The organism is Pseudomonas sp. LH1G9 (genome assembly GCF_002949975.1).
GTDB lineage: Bacteria > Pseudomonadota > Gammaproteobacteria > Pseudomonadales > Pseudomonadaceae > Aquipseudomonas > Aquipseudomonas veronii.
In genome coordinates this window covers 1,981,395-2,000,049 of the sequence record NZ_CP026880.1, presented here as the reverse complement: position 1 = coordinate 2,000,049, position 18,655 = coordinate 1,981,395, and the positions used below count along the sequence as shown (strand labels likewise).

Annotated in this window: 16 protein-coding genes; 3 read left to right on the top strand and 13 right to left on the bottom strand. The window is 62.6% G+C overall.

From position 1 onward, the window contains the following. Positions 1 to 168 precede the first annotated feature (168 nt). The gene (locus C5F70_RS09435) at positions 169 to 1,515 is read left to right on the top strand and encodes an erythromycin esterase family protein (protein WP_017845780.1); all 1,347 of its coding nucleotides are present in this window, start codon (positions 169 to 171) and stop codon (positions 1,513 to 1,515) included. Between the two features lie 21 nt (positions 1,516 to 1,536). Here C5F70_RS09435 and C5F70_RS09430 read toward each other — a convergent pair whose 3' ends face one another. The 6 genes from C5F70_RS09430 to groL all read right to left on the bottom strand — a co-directional run bounded on the left by C5F70_RS09430 (position 1,537) and on the right by groL (position 6,604). Then, positions 1,537 to 2,226, bottom strand: coding sequence for a phosphoribosyltransferase (locus tag C5F70_RS09430; RefSeq protein ID WP_104903165.1), 690 nt, complete (start codon positions 2,224 to 2,226; stop codon positions 1,537 to 1,539). A gap of 44 nt (positions 2,227 to 2,270) precedes the next feature. Continuing rightward, the gene (locus C5F70_RS09425) at positions 2,271 to 3,155 is read right to left on the bottom strand and encodes a universal stress protein (RefSeq protein WP_017845778.1); all 885 of its coding nucleotides are present in this window, start codon (positions 3,153 to 3,155) and stop codon (positions 2,271 to 2,273) included. A gap of 47 nt (positions 3,156 to 3,202) precedes the next feature. After that, positions 3,203 to 3,601 carry a hypothetical protein gene (locus tag C5F70_RS09420; RefSeq protein ID WP_218276647.1) on the bottom strand — a complete coding sequence of 133 codons (399 nt, stop codon included), beginning with the start codon at positions 3,599 to 3,601 and terminating at the stop codon, positions 3,203 to 3,205. A 30-nt stretch (positions 3,602 to 3,631) separates the two neighbouring features. Then, positions 3,632 to 4,243, bottom strand: a complete 612-nt coding sequence (locus C5F70_RS09415; RefSeq protein ID WP_104903163.1) for a Spy/CpxP family protein refolding chaperone — start codon at positions 4,241 to 4,243, stop codon at positions 3,632 to 3,634. A 126-nt stretch (positions 4,244 to 4,369) separates the two neighbouring features. Beyond that, entirely contained in the window at positions 4,370 to 4,930 is a 561-nt protein-coding gene (locus C5F70_RS09410) for a nitroreductase (RefSeq protein WP_017845775.1), read from the bottom strand. 54 nt (positions 4,931 to 4,984) lie between these two features. Then, positions 4,985 to 6,604, bottom strand: coding sequence for a chaperonin GroEL (gene groL / locus C5F70_RS09405; protein ID WP_046484233.1), 1,620 nt, complete (start codon positions 6,602 to 6,604; stop codon positions 4,985 to 4,987). Between the two features lie 253 nt (positions 6,605 to 6,857). Here groL and C5F70_RS09400 point away from each other — a divergent pair, with 253 nt between their 5' ends. Beyond that, positions 6,858 to 7,355 carry a BCAM0308 family protein gene (locus C5F70_RS09400; RefSeq protein ID WP_046484231.1) on the top strand — a complete coding sequence of 166 codons (498 nt, stop codon included), beginning with the start codon at positions 6,858 to 6,860 and terminating at the stop codon, positions 7,353 to 7,355. Between the two features lie 14 nt (positions 7,356 to 7,369). On the opposite strand, the gene mgtA is transcribed toward C5F70_RS09400, so the two are convergent. Then, positions 7,370 to 10,951, bottom strand: coding sequence for a magnesium-translocating P-type ATPase (gene mgtA / locus C5F70_RS09395; RefSeq protein ID WP_104903162.1), 3,582 nt, complete (start codon positions 10,949 to 10,951; stop codon positions 7,370 to 7,372). A 197-nt stretch (positions 10,952 to 11,148) separates the two neighbouring features. Between mgtA and C5F70_RS09390 the strand changes: the two genes are divergently transcribed. Then, a complete protein-coding gene (locus C5F70_RS09390) occupies positions 11,149 to 11,718 on the top strand; it encodes a GNAT family N-acetyltransferase (RefSeq protein WP_017845771.1) in 570 nt (189 codons plus the stop codon). Between the two features lie 21 nt (positions 11,719 to 11,739). Here C5F70_RS09390 and C5F70_RS09385 read toward each other — a convergent pair whose 3' ends face one another. From C5F70_RS09385 to C5F70_RS09360, 6 genes are all read right to left on the bottom strand, one after another. Beyond that, a complete protein-coding gene (locus C5F70_RS09385) occupies positions 11,740 to 13,428 on the bottom strand; it encodes an HAD-IIB family hydrolase (protein WP_104903161.1) in 1,689 nt (562 codons plus the stop codon). A gap of 37 nt (positions 13,429 to 13,465) precedes the next feature. Further along, entirely contained in the window at positions 13,466 to 14,191 is a 726-nt protein-coding gene (locus C5F70_RS09380; RefSeq protein WP_046383389.1) for a dienelactone hydrolase family protein, read from the bottom strand. Between the two features lie 296 nt (positions 14,192 to 14,487). Then, on the bottom strand, positions 14,488 to 15,621 hold the full coding sequence (locus C5F70_RS09375) for an NAD(P)H-hydrate epimerase (protein WP_046484224.1): 1,134 nt from the start codon (positions 15,619 to 15,621) through the stop codon (positions 14,488 to 14,490). 66 nt (positions 15,622 to 15,687) lie between these two features. Next, complete coding sequence (locus C5F70_RS09370) at positions 15,688 to 17,124, bottom strand: NAD(P)(+) transhydrogenase (Re/Si-specific) subunit beta (RefSeq protein WP_104903160.1); 1,437 nt, start codon at positions 17,122 to 17,124, stop codon at positions 15,688 to 15,690. A gap of 9 nt (positions 17,125 to 17,133) precedes the next feature. Further along, on the bottom strand, positions 17,134 to 17,475 hold the full coding sequence (locus tag C5F70_RS09365; RefSeq protein ID WP_017845766.1) for an NAD(P) transhydrogenase subunit alpha: 342 nt from the start codon (positions 17,473 to 17,475) through the stop codon (positions 17,134 to 17,136). Then, the gene (locus tag C5F70_RS09360; protein ID WP_104903159.1) at positions 17,472 to 18,611 is read right to left on the bottom strand and encodes an NAD(P) transhydrogenase subunit alpha; all 1,140 of its coding nucleotides are present in this window, start codon (positions 18,609 to 18,611) and stop codon (positions 17,472 to 17,474) included. Before C5F70_RS09360 ends, C5F70_RS09365 begins: the two co-directional genes overlap by 4 nt. Positions 18,612 to 18,655 lie beyond the last annotated feature (44 nt).

Here is an 18,655-nt window from a genome sequence, read left to right as displayed (position 1 = left end):
CACAAGCCTCCATGAGCCGCGTCGGTAGCCGGCGCGTACCGGGTTCAGCCACATTGGCTCAAGGCCGTGCAGGCTTTATTGACAAAACTCAATGATTCACCTGGGTCAGGGTGTAGGAATAGATAAACACTGAAGGGGACGACGGCCGTGAGCACACCCGCCCAACGCATGCTGGATAAACACTATGGCGCGTCTCGGCAGGTCGATAGAGCCGCCATCGCGGCGGTCCTGCGCCAATTTGCCGAGCCTCTGCCGGCGTTCGATTCTGCGGCGTTCGGCGAAATGTTCGATCGCTACGCGGATGCGCGGGTGGTGCTGATCGGCGAAGCCAGCCACGGCACCAGCGATTTCTATCGCGCCCGAGCCGCCATCACGCAACGCTTGATTGAGCGGCATGGCTTCTCCATCGTCGCCGTTGAGGCCGACTGGCCCGATGCAGGGCATGTCGACAAGTACGTCCGAGGGCTGGCCCCGTCGGCCTGGAAACGCCATATCTTCAGCCGCTTCCCGACCTGGATGTGGCGCAACGCCGAGGTCAAAGCCTTTGCCCACTGGCTGCACCGCTACAACCATCAACGCGCCAGTGAAGACCGTGTGGAGTTCCGTGGCCTCGACGTTTACAGCATGCGTAACTCGATCCATGAGGTGCTGCACTATCTGGACAGCGTCGACCCGCAACTGGCCCAAGAAGCACGGCGGCGCTACGGCTGCCTGACGCCCTGGCAGGATGACCCGGCCTTGTACGGTCACTTCGTCGAACGCAATGGCCTGATGCCCTGTGAACCGCAGGTGGTCGAACAACTCAACGTGATGCTGGCCAAGCAATTGGCCGGGCTCATCCAGGATGACGAAGGTTTTTTCAACGCCACGCAAAACGCCCGCGTGGTGCGTGCGGCGGAACAGTACTACCGCGCCGTCTATCGCGGCTCGACCGCGTCGTGGAACCTGCGTGACCGCCACATGTTCGACACCCTGCGCGCCCTGCTGGAACACCGGGGCCCGCAGGCCAAAGCGGTGGTCTGGGCGCACAACTCGCATATCGGCAACGCGGCTGCCACGGAGATGGGCTGGAAGGGCCAGTTCAACATCGGCCAGCTGTGCCGCAGTGCCTATGGGCGCGACGCCGTGCTGATCGGCATGAGCACCGACCGTGGCCACGTGGCGGCGGCCGACGATTGGGACGCCGAGATGCTCATCAAGGCGGTGCGGCCTTCCCGTCCCGACAGTTGGGAGCATCAGTTCCTCGAGGCCGGCGTGCCGGCGTCGTTGACCGACTGGCGCGACCCGCAGCGCGCCGAGCTGCGCACAGTGTTGTCCGCCACCCTGCTGGAACGCGCGATTGGCGTGATTTACCGGCCCACAACCGAACGCGACAGCCACTACTTCGAAGCGGTACTGGCCGAACAGTTCGACGCCATGCTCTGGTTCGAGCAGACGCAGGCGGTAAAGGCCCTGGCACTGCCCAAAAACGAGGAGCTGGAAGCGGAAGACGAAACCTTTCCGTTCGGTGTGTAAGGCTCACCTGCCGCGACGCATCTACAGCGGGTGCGCTTCAGTCGATTCGCGTTGCCAGGCCCGCTGCAATAACTCAATGACCTCTGCATCGGTGGTCTGGGGGAAATTCGAGTACCAGTAACCGATGGACATCATCCGCTCAGGAATCAGCGGGCAGATCACTTCATTGACGATACAGCGCAGGGTTTCCACCGTATCCAGCGGCGCGACCGGCACCGCCACGACGATCCGCGCCGGGGCCTGCACCTGTACCGCCTGGATCGCGGCGAGCATCGAAGCCCCTGTGGCCAGGCCGTCATCGATCAGGATGACCACCTGATCCTTCAACTGCAGCGGCGCCCGCGTGCCCCGGTAAACCTGCTCACGGCGCGATAACTCGCGAGCTTCCCGGGCGACCACCGCGTCATAACTGTCTTGATCAATCGAATGAGCCCGCAGCACCTCTTCATTGCGGATCTGGATACCGCCACTGGCGATGGCGCCCATGGCGAATTCGGGTTGGGACGGCATGCCGAGCTTGCGTACCACCATCAGATCCAGGCGCACCTGCAGGGCCGTGGCCACCTCATACGCCACCGGGACGCCGCCACGCGGCAAGGCCAGGATGATCACGTCGGGGCGGTGGGCGTATCTGAGCAACGGCTCCACCAGGCTTTGACCGGCCACCGACCGATCCTGCCAGAGCGTTTGCAGCGAAGGGCTATAACTCATGGGTCACCTCATCTGTCGTTTCATTGCACACCGCCTTTGCCGCGCTAGACCGCCAGTACGCCGCAAGGCACCTGATAGAGAATGTGTTCGGTGGTACTGCCCAGCAGCTTCTCGATGCCGTGATACTGGACCCGGCCCATCACGATCACATCCACCTGGTGTTCCTTGGCGAATTGACTCAACACCGCAACCGGATTGCCCAAAACGAAGTGATGACGATCGGAAGGCACGCCATAGTCTCGCGCCAGTTCGAGGAAGGTTTTTTCCTCCTTGCTCGCCAGGTCCTTACTGAGATTGGACAGGGCCATACCGCCCATGTCAGCCATGTAGATCGTCGACATGTCGCAGGCATACAGCAGGTGCAGCTCGGCATCGCATTGCAGCGCCAGGCTGGTGGCCTGCTCAATGATGCGCTGGTTCAACGCGCTGTTGGCCGGTTGAACATTCGACACGTCAACCGCTGCCACGACGATGCGCGGCAAGGCATGCCCACCACCGCCGACCAGATAGACCGGAATCGGACACTCGCGCAGCAACTGCCAGTCCAGCGGGGTGAAGAACGCGCGCTTGAACGCGGACTCTTGCTGAACCTGTTTGATCAACAGATCGGGCTGCGTCTCGGTGACGTAATCCAGGATGTCTTGCTTGAGGTTGGTGGCCCAGGTCACCTGGGCGGTCACGTTGAGCCCCAGGGCGTGGAGGTTCTTGGTTTGGGCGTTCAGCCAGTCGCGGTGGTCCTCGAGGTAGCTGGCCCGGGCCTTTTCACGCACGTTCTCGGCCAGTAGCAACAAGATGTCCAACGGTGCTGCCAGCGCGACAATATGCAGGCTCGCGCCGCTGGCCTTGGCCAGGGCGGCAGCATGGCCGATTGCCGGGGAATCACGCAGGGCGGGATTGATGATCAGTAACAAACACTGGTATTGGCTCATGATCTGGCTCCAGGGAGGAATGAAAAACAGCCCACGCGTCCGGGGTCTTAACGGATGGGGCCAGGCGGCGGCGTCGCGGGAACCATGCGCCATCCCTCAGGACACTGGCGTACGCTCGGGTAATAGCCTTTGGCGGAATCGCAGTAGTACCAGGCCGATGGCGCGGCCGTGACGGGCTGAGGCTCGACCACCACCGTCGGCGGGCTGGCCGGGTAGTAGTAGTACGTCGGGGCGGGATAGTAATAAACCGGATACGTCGGGTAGTAATACGGCGTGGCGATACGCGCGGCTTCCCAACCCAGTCCCAGGCCGAGACCAAACCCCCACCAGCCCGGCCCGCCCCCATGCCCACCGCCATGCGGCCCGGCATGCGCCGGCAATGCAACGGCGGCAGCCAGCAGGATGAACCCGGTCAGCACGCACTGTTTTACTGAGTCACTGTTCATGATGTTTACCCAGGAGGCTCGCGAATAGCATTACGGTTGGCTGGTCGGGTTGAGCCCGCCGCACCCTTGCGGCCATGCCATGTGCATGGGCATGTGCATGGGCGTTCGCCAACCGTCCTGATCGGCGATGCGGTGATGCATCACCGTCCAGAACAGATCGAAGATGGTTTTTTGCTGGGTATCGAGGGCATCGTAGAAGGTTTGGGTGCGTGCCTGAGCCGCGTCCAGACGGACCAGTTGCGCCTGCATCCAACTGGTTTGCGTGCGCAGGCGCTCTATACCTTTGGCCATTCTCTGCGGCGTTGTTTCGTCCTTCAGCGCTTGTCTGGCACTTGCCTTGTCAGCAGCGGCTGCGTTGCCTTTTTCCACTTGCTGATTGGCGTCTGCGATGACGCCTGCAGCCCAGGTTTCCCAGGCGGGCATTTGCTCCGGCTTGAGGCTGAGCTTGCCCTTGAGTTCTTCCAGGGTCTGCTGCGTATGCTTGACCCAATCGAAATTCGAGGCGTGACGGAACATACCGCCCTGCCCTGGCCCTAGCCCTAACCCTGGCATCGCGGGGTTGGCAAATGCGCCGGTGGACGGTAACAGCAGAACACTTGCCGCGATCAGCAAGCACTGGCCAAGCAAGCGTGGCTTGTTCATTTCAGCTCATCTCAACGTCGTGGGTTCAATCCGAGCATAGGAGCCGGCCTGGCGGGCGATCTGATCCACGTCAGAAAACCGAGACACCGGTCAACCGCTGGATCAACGGTAGCCCTGCCTGGGGCATCAGCCTATCCAATGGATCTCTGGGGTCTTATGCACGATGGGCGCGGGCACAGACTTCGGGTGCCCCACGATAATCGGTGCCACGGGTATCCACTCGGCGGGCAGGCCGAGCGCCTGCTTACCCTGCGGCGTATTCAGAAAGCCCTGGGCGAAACCGATCCAGCACGTCCCGAGCCCCTCGGCATACGCCGCGAGCATCAGGTTCTCGGCCGCCAGGGCACAGTCTTCGACAATGCACTGATTGGGCCCGTTGCCCGAGATCAGCACCAGGGCCGGCGCGTGGTAGAAAATCTGAAAACTGTCCTCGCTGAGCAACGCTTGGAAGTGGCTGGAGTGCGTTCCGGCGGGCGTGGTGGCGAGCATCCAGGCCCTGGCTTCGCGGGAAACCCGCTCCAGCAGCGCCTGGTCGCGGATCACCGTGAACGTCCACGGTTGTTGGTTCATCGCGCTGGGCGCCTGGGCGGCGGCATCGATCAAGCGACAAATGAGTTTTTCATCGAGCGGTTCTGGCGTGTAGTCACGTGTCGAGCGCCGGCCGGCGATTGCCTTGGTTACGTTCATGGGTGCATGCCTCCATCAGGGCGATTCAAATCGAAGCAAGGCGCGAGCAGGCGCTCAACCTTCAGGGAACGACGGTTGGGCTGGCGGTTCTTTTTCTGGGATATCGGTAATGGTCGCTTCGGTCAGCAGCAAGATACTGGCCACGGAAACCGCATTTTCCAGGGCAATACGCACGACTTTGGTCGGATCGATGATGCCGGCTTCGTACATGTCGACATAAGTATTGGCGGACGCATCAAAGCCAATGTTGCCCGGCTCCGCCAGCATGCGCGCAACGACCACGCCGGCGTCCACCGCCGAGTTTTCCGCAATGCGCCGCGCCGGTGCTTCCAGTGCCCGGCGCAGTATCTGCAGGCCGGTGCGGACATCGCCCTCCTGCCGGGCTTCCTCGGCGGCGATCAGCGGCACCGCTTTGAGCAGCGCGAGGCCGCCGCCGGGGACAATCCCTTCGGTGATCGCCGCGCGGGTCGCCGAGATCGCGTCATCCAGGGCGTCCTTGCGCGCTTTCATTTCGGCTTCGGACGGCGCGCCGACCCGGATCACCGCGACGCCGCCGGACAGCCTGGCCAGCCGCTCCTGCAGCTTTTCACGGTCGTAATCGCTGGTGGTAGCCGCCATTTGCCCGCGGATCTGCTGCAGGCGCGCGTCGATCGCGGCGCGTGTACCGGCGCCGCCGATCAGCGAAGTGCTGTCCTTCGACACCACCACCCGATGGGCCCGCCCCAACTGCTGCAGGTCGACCTGTTCGAGGCTGATCCCCAGTTCGTTGGAGACCACCGTGGCGCCGGTCAATACGGCCATGTCCTGCAGCATGTCCTTGCGCCGGTCGCCAAAGCCTGGGGCCTTGATCGCCACGGCCTTGAGCACGCCGCGGATGTGGTTGACCACCAGCGTGGTCAACGCTTCGCCTTCGATGTCATCTGCGATCAACACCAGGGGCTGACCGCTTTTGGCGACCTGTTCCAACAACGGCAGCAAGTCTTTGAGTACGCCGATCTTGTGGTCACAGAGCAGCAGGCAGGCATCGTCGAGTTCGACCTGCATTTTCTCGGTGTCGGTGACGAAATAAGGTGAGACATAACCCCGGTCAAAGCGCATGCCCTCCATGACCTCGACCACCGTTTCGGTGGTCTTGGACTCTTCGACGCTGACCACGCCTTCAACGCCGACCTTCTCCAGCGCGTCGGCCACCAGTTGACCGATGACCGCGTCGTTATGCGCCGACAGCGTCGCCACCTGGGCTTTTTCCTTGGGCGTGCTGACGGGTCGGGACTGCGCCGCCAGCGACTCGACGACCAGCTGCAGGCCCCGATCCAGGCCGCGCTTGAGATCGATCGCGCTGGCCCCCGCGACCACGTTGCGGATGCCATCGGCCAGGATCGCATGGGCCAGCACCGTTGACGTACTGGTCCCGTCGCCGACCGCGTCACCCGTGCGTTCCGCGGCCTGGCGCAGCATTTGCGCGCCGAGGTTCTCCTCGGGGTCCTGCAGGTCAATGCGTTTGGCAATCGTGACGCCATCGTTGCAGACCGTCGGGTTGCCCCACTTGTTCTGCATCAACACCGACTTGGACTTCGGCCCCAGCGTCACGCGCACCGCGTCCGCCAATTGGGTGGCGCCGCTGAGGATCTTCTCGCGGGCAGCCGCGCGAAACACGATTTTACTGTGAGCCATCAGGGTGCTCTCCTCTCACGTCGACGGAACTTGCATGCTTCTCTGAAGTGCCTGCGGCGAGGTTGACTTTTATCAACAAACTCACACCCCTTGCCGACGCCCGCCGCGACGCTTGCACCGGCGGTCGCCGGGCGCTCCGCGAGTTGACAAAAATCAACCCGCTCGGGCGGAAACAGCGTCCAAATCAACCTGTGAAATCCACCCGATCGTCAACACGTGGGTTTGCCCCTCTCGATGCGTCAGGAGAAACACCATGGACAAGTATCAGCAGAGTCAGAAAAACAAGCTGTTCAAAACGCCGCCCCATGATCCCTATTGCTTGCCGCGGGTTGAAGGTTCGGCGGTGTGCCCGCAGTGCGACGCGGTGTATCAGGCCGGGAACTGGACCTGGAACCGACCTGAAAACGCGGTGGTACATAACGCGCAAACCGTCACCTGCCCGGCCTGCCGCCGCATCGCGGACAACATGCCGGCCGGCACCCTGATGCTATCGGGCGGCTTCTTGCAAAAGCACCATGATGAAATCATCCACCTGATCGAAAACACCGAAAAAACCGAAATGGCCGAGCATGCGCTGGAGCGCATCATGCGCGTGACGGAGGTGGCGGACGACCTGATGGTGACCACCACCGGTATTCATCTGGCCAATCGCCTGGCGCATGCACTGGAAGGCGCATTCAAAGGCAAGGCGCAGTACCGCTACGGTGATAGTCAATACGGCGTGAACGTCACGTGGGCACGTAACGAGTAACCCCTCACGCCCCGCTACGGCGCAGCGCGAGCGCGGCTCAACCGCTGGCGACGGTAAAAGAGCCGCTTGACCCATTCCGCCGCGCCCATGTAGGCCAGGCTGATTGCCAGCACTGTCAGCAGGATCGGCAGTGGCAAGGGCACCAGGCCGAACCAGGACGCGATCGGGCTGTAAGGTAGCCCGACGGCCAGCAGGCCGATGGCCGCGGCGCTGAGCAACAGCAGTGTGGCCGGGCGGCTTTGGTAGAATGGGCGGTAGGTTCGCACGATGAAGATTGTCAGCAGTTGGGTCAGCAGCGATTCGACGAACCAGCCGCTGCGAAACACTTCCGGGCCCTTTTCCGCCAGCAGGTACAGGGCCGCAAACGTGAGCACATCGAACAGCGAACTGACCAGCCCGAACACCACCATGAAGTTGCGGATTTCCCTGATGTTCCAGCGGTGCGGGGTGTTTTCCCATTCGCGGTCGACGTTGTCGCTGGCGATCCCCATGGAGGGGATATCGGACAGGAAGTTGTTGAGCAGTATCTGCTTGGCCAGCATCGGCAGGAACGGCAATACCAACGACGCCAGGGCCATGCTGATCATGTTGCCGAAATTGGCGCTGGAGACGATGGAAATGTACTTCAAGGTATTGGCAAAGGTATGCCGGCCCTCTTCGATGCCTTCGCGCAACACGTCGAGGTTGTGCTCCAGCAACACGAAGTCGGCGGCCTGCTTGGCCACGTCGGCGGCGTTATCCACCGAGATCCCGATATCGGCGACTTGCAGCGCCGGGGCATCGTTGATGCCATCGCCCATATAGCCGACAACGTGCCCGGTCTTCTGCAGGGCGCGGATGATGCGTTCTTTCTGGTTGGGGTCGACCTCGGCAAAGAGCGTCGTCAGTGGCGCCAGGTGCATCAATGCTTCGTCTTTCATGGCCGCCAGCTCGGCGCCGGTGATAATGCGCTCCACGGGCAGTCCCACGGCCATGCCGACATGGCGGGCGACCAGATGGCTGTCGCCACTGATGATCTTGACTTGCACACCCAGGCGCTCAAGGTTGGCGAGAGTGTCTTTCACCCCCGGCTCCGGCGGGTCGAAGAACAACAGAAAACCGCGGAAGGTCATGGCCTTTTCTTCATCCCGGCCGTAGTGCGGCTGTTCCGGCAAGACCCGCGTGGCCAGGCCCAAAACCCTGAAGCCCTGCTCGCTCCAGTCGGCGAAACGCTGCGCGATGGCGGCCCGCTCGGTGTCGCTCAGCGCCAGCAACTGTTCGCCGCGGCGCACCTGTGTGCAAACCTCGAGCACATTGTCCAGCGCCCCCTTGGTCACCATCAGCCGGGCGGCCTCAGGCGCATTCGCGACCACCACGCTCAGGCGCTTGCGCACGAAGTCATACGGCACTTCATCGAGCTTGCTCGCGCCGGGGCATGGCGCCAGGGTTTTGCCGGCCAGGGTGATCGCATCGTCCATGGCGTTGCGCATGCCGGTCTGCAGGCTGGAGTTGAACACCGCCAGTTGCAGGATCGTGGCATCGGCATTGCCCGCCAGATCCATGGCGCCGTCCAGCACGACGACACCGCGGGTCAGCGTACCGGTCTTGTCGGTACACAGGATGTCCATCGCCCCGAGGTTTTCAATCGCATTGAGGTGACGCACGATGACCCCTTTGGCGGCCATGCGTTGCGCGCCTTTGGCCAGCGTGATGCTCAGGATCGCCGGCAACAGTTCCGGCGACAGCCCGATGGACAACGCGATGGCAAACAACAGGGTGTCGAGCGCAGGACGATGCAGCAGGATATTGATGCCGAACACCACGATCGTGATCACCAGCATCACCCGCAACAGCAAGCTGCCGAAGCGACGCAGGCCGCGCTCGAACTCCGTCTCGGGCGGGCGCAGCGTCAGGGTCTTGGCAATGCGCCCGATCTCACTGTCCGAGGCGTAGCGCGTGACCAGCACCTCGGCGGTGCCGCTGCGCACCGAGGTGCCCATGAACACGCAATTATGCCGCTGTCCGAGCGTGGCATCGGCGGCGCAGTCGCCCGGCAATTTTTCCACCGGGAAGGTTTCGCCGGTCAGCAGGCCTTCACCGATGAAGCAATCGAGCGCCTGCAGGATCCGACCGTCGGCCGCGATCAGGCTGCCGGCGCTGAGTATCAGGATATCCCCCGGCACCACCTCGCTGGCGGCGATGTCCACGGCCTTGCCGTCGCGCCGCACCGTGGCGCGCAGCGCGATCTTGCTGCGCAGTTGCTCCACCGCCGTACTGGCGCGATTTTCATACCAGGCGCTGAGAACCGCACTGATCAGCACGATGCAGCCGACAATCGCCGCATCTAGCCAATCCCCCACCACCACGGCGACCAGCGCGCCCACGATCAGGATCAGCACCAAGGGCGTCCGCATTTGCTCCAGCACCAACCGGGCCAGGCCGCGCGGTCGGTCTTTGGGCGTGGCCGGCGCGCTGCGCACCCGCGCGTTGGCGTCGGCCTCGCTCAAGCCCTGCGGCGTGCTGTGCAGGCTGCTGAACACCTGGCTGACTGGCGGGCTCCAATAATCGCCGGTTGCCACGCGGGCGGGCGGCTTGACGTTGGATCGCCACTCACGATGGGCCAACCAGAGGCCGGGCAGCATCGGCAACCAGAACGTCAGCCCGCGGAATAACAACGTGGCGGAAAGCGCCACCGCAATGTTCACCCCCACCCAATGCAGCGTGACCACCGCCGCCGCTTCGAAGGCGCCGAGCCCGCCCGGCACAATGCCGATACTGCGCAGCACGCTGGCCAGCATAAAACCGGCAAACAGCCCCAACGGCGGCGCGGACACACCCAGCGCGCGCACCAGCACCCACAATGTGGCGCTGTCGAGCACAATGATCACCAATTCCAGCAAGGTAATCCGCCAGAGTAACCCTTGGCTGCGTACCAGTTGCTTGTCGGCCCCGGTGAGCAATGACGCAATTCTGGCGACAATCGGAAAATGTCGCCCCGGCAAATGCGCGACCAGGCGCCGATTGCCGGCCAGCCTTGGCGTGACCACTGCCAGCAACAGGCTGACGGCGACGAACACCAGGCACGCCGTCATCACCGCAGGCGTGGCATGGCCCTGGAAGATCACCACCGGTAACGCCACGCCGACCGACACCGCATAGGCCAGGAAATACCCGGACAAATCCAGCACCAGGCTCGCCAGCACCAGCGGTTTTGCGAACCCGAGGCGGACGAAGGAGGCCACGACCGCAAAGGCGCCGCTGATGCCGGAGGACGGCAGGGCCTGATCGACAAACAGCTTCATCACGCTGAGTTTGCCTGCCTCCCAGAGTGAAAGCGGCTGCGTCCCGGCCCTGAGCACCACCCGAAAGACCTGCCCTTGCGCCATATACGTCAGGACTTGCAACGCCAGGGCGCCGACCAGCCACAGCGGCTCTGCCTGGGTCAGCAAGTGTGTGAAGGATTCGACGTCGGTGAATTGCAGCGCCACGCCGACCACTGTCGCAAACATCGCGGCGCCGAGCAGCCACGTCAGCCACAGCGCGGAACGGCTGTAATGCTGTTCCTCTTCAGGTACAGCCGGATCGATGAAACCAGCAGTGGGCGGTTTGACAGGCATGCCGTGCCCCTGAGCGAATCAGCAGAGAGTCCGATTCTGGCGCGGCCTGCGCGGGGCCGTTTGATCCAAGTCAACCTGCCCCTGGACGATCGGTTAGTCCGCATCACGCTTTCTGACCTTGATCAATACGCCTGCTGCGCATACCCCTCAGTGTGAACAAGGCCGTTCTTCGACCCCACTGTGCGCTGGAGCCCCCCATGCTAGCTAATCAACACACTGCGGCTCTGATTGCCGAGATGGATAAAGCCTCGCCCGCCGAGCATTGGCTGGAAAAACTGCACGACGGAACGCATGTGCTTATCCGTCCGTTGTCGACGCACGATCACCTGGGCCTGCTGCATTTTTTCCAGCGGTTGTCGCCGCTGTCACTGCGCTTCCGGTTTTTGGGCGCAGTGACCCATGTCGATGCGAGCGCAATCGATACACTGCTGAGCGAGCCGGCGCAGATCAGCCGCGGCTACCTGGCCTTGATCCACCATGACGGCGAGTTGCAGGTAATCGGTGTCAGCCGCTACCGGCGTGCCACCGATCAGGACGAACAGTGCGACTGCGCGGTCGCCGTCGCCGACCCGTGGCTGCGCAAGGGCCTGGGCCGTTTATTGCTGGGGCATCTGATCGATGCCGCCAGGCGTGAGGGGTTTCACAAAATGTGCTCGACGGACCTGTCGACCGATTACCCGATTCATGGCTTGTACAAGCAATCGGGTTTTACCTCGGCCTATCTGGGCCGGGATTTTGATCGCATCGTTCACGAGCTGGAACTGTAGACGCGCACGCCGCCCGACCATTCACTGCGGTTCCAAGTGGTAGCGCGATTGCACCAGATGCGCGATCTGTTCCTGGGCATCCCGCAGCGGTACAGACGCATCGTTTTCAAGCAGACGGGTTTCGTTGGCCAGCACGTCGTCGCGGATCACCTCGCGAAACCAGTTGGAAAAGTCCCCGGCCTCGCGGTGTTGGCGGAACGCGGGATCGTCCAGGCGCGCAAGCGAAGACAAAAACTCCGCAAGGTTCGAGGCGCGCTGGTCAAGGCTGGGAAAGTAGAATGCATGCCAGGCGCCCACATCCCCGACCGCATACTTGCCGCTGTGGCGATGATGTTTCTGCTCGGGTTGCTGCTGCGCCATCAGCACCACGTCGCCGCCATGACGAATGTCCCACAGACAGAAATAGTCGGGCGCGGATGAGCGCGCCGGGAATTCGGGGCAGCGTCGCTGCGTATGCTGGGCGTAGCGTTGGACCAGTTCGCGGGCGGTGCTGCCCAGGGTCACCAGCACGTCTACCGCGTCCAGCAGCGACGGGCAGACTTGATCGAAGTCCAGGGCAACGATGATCGCCCCCATATTCGCCAGAAACCCCGGAGGCCACGCAGCGCAATGGGGCAGCATGTAGTGGGCCTCGTCCACGACCATCCAGTACGGGCGGCCGGTGCTGCTGCGTAGCTGCTGGATAAACGGCAGTAATTCGCCGAACAACTGCACGCGGGCGGCCGGGTCCAGAGCCAGGGTGCTAACCACCACGTTAAGCCGCGCCTGTAACAGGTGATGCAGCGACTCTTCGGTTGTCGGCGGAGTGGTCAGGCCACCGACCGTGACCGCACCGTCCAGCGACAGATAGTCGCCTTCCGGATCAATGATGCAGAAGCCCTGGTGGGCCTCGACCATGCGTTCTGTCAGCCAGGTCACGTAGCTCGACTTGCCGGAGCCTGAATTGCCGATTACCAGCAGCACCGATTCCGGCGGCAACCACACCTTGCGTGCATCGGCGGTTCGCCCCAGTTGCACGCCGATACGCTCGACCGGCACCAGCGCGGCGTCCTTTTGCAGCAGCATGTCTATCAGCTCGCAGACCCCGCGCCCGTGATCCTGGCTCAGGCAGATGTCCGCGCGGGCCTTGATTGAGTCGATCGCGTTGTTCACCGCCGCCGCACAACCGCAGATCGCGAGAAACGCGTGGTCATTTTCGGCGTCGCCCACGCCGACCACATTCAGTTCGCAGATGCCCAGCCTCAGCAACGCGGCACTCAGCCCCGAGGCCTTGTTCACCCCCGTCGGCAGGACCATGATCGCGTCCTTGTTGAACGTCATCTGCAGCTCCAGGCCCAGCTCGCGAATCGAGCTGATCACCGCGTCCTCGAACGGATGCCAGGTGGCAATGACGGACCTGCCGACGGACAAGGGTGAAACCCCTTTGTCGCGCAGGCGCTCCACCAGTGCGGTCGAGGCCGAATCGGCGATGAGTTCCTCGGTGTCAGTGCGCGGGTCGTACAGGAGCGCGCCATTCTCCACGACCACAAGGTCAAACAGATCGAGCTGGGTAAAATGATGCTTGAGCGCCTGCAACTCCCTGCCGGTAATCAACAGCAACTTGCGACCGCTGGCCTTGAGGCTGGCAAGCGCTGTACAGACGTGTTCGGGAACATTGCCGTTTTCGGCAATGGTTCCGTCATAGTCGACCGCCAAGGCTAAGAAATGCATGTTCGCTCCATGACGGGTTGGGTTGTACAGGCCCGCGCTAAGAAGATGAAACCTTGCCATTGATTCCGGGCAGCGGCTCGCTGGGCAAAGGTTCCTTGTGCAGGTACTTTTCGAACCAATCGCCGGTCAGCCTGGCTACGTCCGCCAGGGTGCCCGGCTCTTTGAAAAGGTGCGTCGCGCCTTTGACGACCTCCAGGCTTTGCGTGCAGTGCAACGCCCGACTGGTCCGCACATTCAAGCGCAGGATCATCGGGTCTTCCGCGCCCACCACTTGCAACGTCGGCGCTTTGACCTCGCACAACGCCTGGGCGGCCAGATCGGTGCGCCCGCCTCGACAGACCACCGCCCGCACACCGCCCACGTGAGCCGCGGCGACCAGCACGGCGGCGGCGCCCGTACTGGCACCGAACAAGCCCATGGCAAGACGGCGTAATTCAGCGTCTCGGGCGATCGCGTCGATGACCTTGACCAGTCGATCGGCGAGCAATGCAATATCGAAACGCAGCACACCGGTCAGGTTATCCCAGCGCTGCTCTGTCCTTGTCAGCAGGTCGATCACCAAGGTGCCCATCCCGTGGCGCGCCAGGTACTCCGCGATAAAATGGTTACGCGGGTTCGAATGACCGCCGCCACTGGCATGGACGAGAACGACCAGGCTTTCGGCGCCGCGCGGCAATCGCAGATCACCAGCCAATTCATAGCCGGCAAAGTTAAACTTTTTGTATTGAAGCTCAGATACTGCAACACCGCAGTGAGAGGCCATTAGTTGAATACCTTCGTATATAACCTTTTCGAGGGGCAAGGTACTTCAAGAGTGGCTTCATCTTTCTTTTTGATTGTTCGTCAGGTCGATGGATTGGGCATGAACGCCTATCAGGTTAAAACCGAAAAAAGCCCGGCCTGCTCTGTTGGATACACGACGATGACCTGAAGCCTCTGGGGGGTAAACTGCGCTTTTCCGGCAAAGCGTACTTGATAAATATCAAACGCACGGCCATCCACGTTTCAAATCGGACATTTGACGTGCAATACACCACTCGCCGACATGTCCACGGACAATCAGCCGTACAGTCGACGCAATAACCCAGGTAAAAGATGCGGCACTTCTTTGGCCAGTAACCCTGGGCCGAATTCGGCAGCGGCCACATCATGCAACCACACGCCCGCTGCCGCCGCCGGAAAGGCCGGCATGCCCTGGGTCCGCAGCCACCGAATAATGCCGCCCAACAGCTCGCCGGTGGCGGCCGAGGGCACACTGCAATGGATCACGGCGCGGCCATCGGGGCAGGCAATCACCGTGTCACTGCCGCGATGCACAACCACAGCCGAGCCGTGCTGGGCAGCGGCTCGAGTGCGGGTCAGTTTGTCGCCGACGAAGTCGAACATCCGCCGAAATTCGCTCTCGTGAAGGGTCAGCACCTGCGTGGCATCCGCCGCAACGACCGGTGGGTGCCCCGCGACGGTATCGAGACCGGCTCGCGGTAAGTCGGGCAGCCACAACCCAGGGTGATTCTCAAATGCCTGGGGGACGATGGCGTCGAGCACCGCTTCGGGCGTGCCAATATCGGCCACAATCACTTCGCCACACAGATCGCGCCCCGGTAACAGCAGATGCCCCGGCTTTTTGCGAAAAAACGTCACCGTCAGCACCGCCGCCACCGCGCCCAACGACTCACCAGTATCGCCCATCACTCCGCTGGGCGTGTCGACCGCGACAATCGGCACCGTGCCACGGCCAGCCGCAGCCAGGGTGTCCAACACCTGCCCCTCCAGCGCACGGGCGAGGCCGGCGCCGAACACCGCGTCGACAATCAGCTCGGCCCCCTCAAGTACCGCGGGGCTCAGGGCTTGCACCTCGCCCGGCCAGCGCTGTGCATGTTGCCCGGCTTCACCTTTCAGCGCGGCGCGACTGCCCCACATCGCCACCCGCACCGGCCAGCCCGCTTGCGCAAGCCGGTACGCGCAGACAAAACCATCGCCGCCATTGTTGCCCGGCCCGCAGAGCACCAGCAGCGGCCGGGGTGTCCAGCGCCGCTGGATTTCGCGTGCCACCGCCGCGCCGGCATTGCTCATCAACTCGAAAGACGACACGCCGGCAACCACCGAAAGCCGGTCGGCTTCCGCCATCTGGCGCACCGTCAGCAAGGCCGCCTGGCGCGCGCCGTTATCGAGGTCGGGACTCAACGTGTTCATGCTTTTCACACTCTCGATCGCTACTGAAGTCACTCACCGCCTGCGCGGTGACGTCGCCCCGCTTGGTTACCCCAAGCCTCTGACCGCCTCGATCATCTTGACCAGGACGGCCTGTGCATCGCCGTACACCATGTTGCAGTTTTCCGCATAAAACAGCTGGTTCTGAATACCAGCATAGCCCTTGCCCTCCCCGCGCTTGACCACGTACACGTGATGAGCCTTGTCCACATCCAGGATCGGCATGCCATAGATCGGCGAAGCTTTGTCGTTGCGCGCGGCGGGGTTGACCACGTCGTTTGCCCCGATCACCAACACCACATCGGTGTCGACGAAATCGGTGTTGATGTCGTCCAACTGGAAGATCAGGTCGTAAGGCACACCGGCCTCTGCCAGTAGCACGTCCATTTGTCCCGGCATACGCCCCGCCACCGGGTGGACCGCGAATCGCACAAGCACGCCGTGGGCCTGTAACAACTTCACGAACTCATAGAGCTTTTGTTGGCCCTGCGCCACGGCCAGGCCATAGCCGGGCACGATGATGACCTTATTGGCGTACCGCATGGCGACGCCGGCATCACTCGCCGCCGTCGGCTTGAGCTCACCCACGATCGCCGCGCCTTTGCGCACGGGCTGGCCGCCAAAACGGGCAAACAGCACATGCGCGACCGTGCGATTCATGGCCTTGGCCATCAGCAATGTGAGCAGCACGCCCGCGGCGCCGACCAGCATGCCGGCGATCATCATGGCCGGAACCTGCAACACAAACCCTTCCAGGCCGACCGCCAGGCCGGTGAAGGCATTGTAGATGGAGATGACCACCGGCATGTCGGCACCGCCGATGGGCAATGTCATCAGCACACCGAACAACAGCGCGCAGCCGAAGAACACACCGATCAACCACAGCACGCCGTTCAACGAACCGTGTTCGGCGTGCATGACCACCATCAGCCAAGCGCCTACGCACAGCGTCACCAGCATCAGCAAGGCGTTGATCAGTTGCAGGCCTTTCATGTGCAGTGGTTTGTTGATGCGGCCATCCAGCTTGGCCCAGGCAATCAACGAGCCGGATAACGAAATCGCACCGATCAACGCGCCAAACAAGGTGCCGGCCAATGCGGAAAGGTCGAACACTCGGCCCCCGAACAACTCCATGGCGGCGATCGCGGCGGCAGCGCCCCCGCCCATGCCGTTGTATATCGCGACCATCTGCGGCATGGCGGTCATGGCCGCCTTGCGCCCGCTCCACCACGCTGCGCCACCGCCCAGCAGCAGCGCGACGAGCGCCAGGCTGACGTTGACAGGCAAATGTGGCCGGGCCGCCTCACTCACCGAAAATACGTAGAGAAAACTCACGATAACGGCGGCCGCCATGCCCCAACCGGCGACATGAATGCCACCGGCCGCCGTGACCGGCGAAGACATGCGCCACAACCCGAAAATCAGTAGAAAAGCGGCGAAGAAATACACCAGCCCTATCAGCCACTGCGACGTCATAATCAGCATGATCAAACCTCAAACCTTTTCAGGCTTCCGGGTGGCAGAGTGATGAGCTTTGCGCCGCTTGGGTTCCGGCGCGCTGGTCTGGAACATCGCCAGCATCCGGCCCGTCACGGCGTACCCGCCCGCGGCATTCCCCGCGCCCAGCAACACCGCGACAAAACCAGCCGCCTGTTCGGCCACGCTCGCCGCATCGAGCAGGCCGATAAGCCCGCCGATCACCACGATGCCATGGATAAAATTCGAGCCCGACATCAACGGCGTGTGCAGAATCGCCGGGACCCGCCCGATGATGACCCAGCCGGCGAACGCGGCGAGCATGAAGATATAAAGCCCGACGAAGCCAACACTGTTCATGAGGTCTTCTCCTGGGTTGCGGCATCCGCCGGGTTCAGCGAATGCATGAGTTTGCCGGCGTGGGTGAGTACCGTTTGCCCCAGAATCTGATCGTCCCAGTCGATGCTGATAACGTTGTTCTTCAACATCAGCGCCAACAGGTTGAACTGATTTTTCGCATACAGCAGGCTGGCGTCCTGGCTCAAGGATGAGGGCAGATTCAACGGCGCCATCAGGGTTACCCGACCGATCGTGACGGTCTGTCCGGGCACGCAGCCTTCGCAGTTGCCGCCGCCTTCGGCGCCAAGATCGACGATCACCGCGCCAGGTTTCATCCCGGCAAGCTGTGCGGCACTGATCAGGCGCGGAGACGGCCGCCCCGGCACTGCCGCCGTGGTAATGACCAGGTCCGCCTGTTGGATATGCTCCGTCAGCACTTGAGCGACTTGGGTTTTCTCAGCCTCACTCAGCTCCCGTGCATAGCCGCCCTTGCCTCGCGCATCGACCCCGACATCGACAAACTCGGCCCCCAGGGACCGCGCCTGTTCCGCGGTTTCCGGGCGCACGTCGTAGCCCTCCACCACCGCGCCCAGGCGATGGGCAGTCGCGATCGCCTCCAGCCCCGCCACGCCCAACCCCAGGACCAATACCCGCGCCGGCCCCACGATACCCGCCGCGGTGGTGACTTTTGGCAGGATGCGAGACATCTGCACCGAGCCCAGTTGGACCGCATAGTACCCAGACAACGCCGATTGACTGGACAGTGCATCCATCGACTGGGCCCGCGTGATGCGCGGCAGGCGCTCCATGGCAAAACACGTGATTTGGCGCTCCAGTAAACGTTGCACCAAGGCCGGATTCTTCTGCGCATACACAAAACACAGGAGTACCGACCCGGGCTTCATCTTGCCTACGACTTCCAGCGAAGGCGCCTGCACCGCGAGAAGCACATCGGCCTCATGCAGCCACTGTCCGCCGCTGGACACGAACAGCACATCCGAATAAGCAGCGTCCGGCAAAAAACTCGCTTCACCCGCCCCCGCCTGCATATGAAGCCTTGCCCCCAGCGCGCATAACTTCGCGCAGAGGCCAGGCACGAGGGCCACACGTCGTTCGTGCGGGTGGGTTTCTTTCAGCACAGCCACATTGACGTACATCGCGCGCTCCGTTGAAGGCACCCGCGCATGGCCGGGCACCCGGA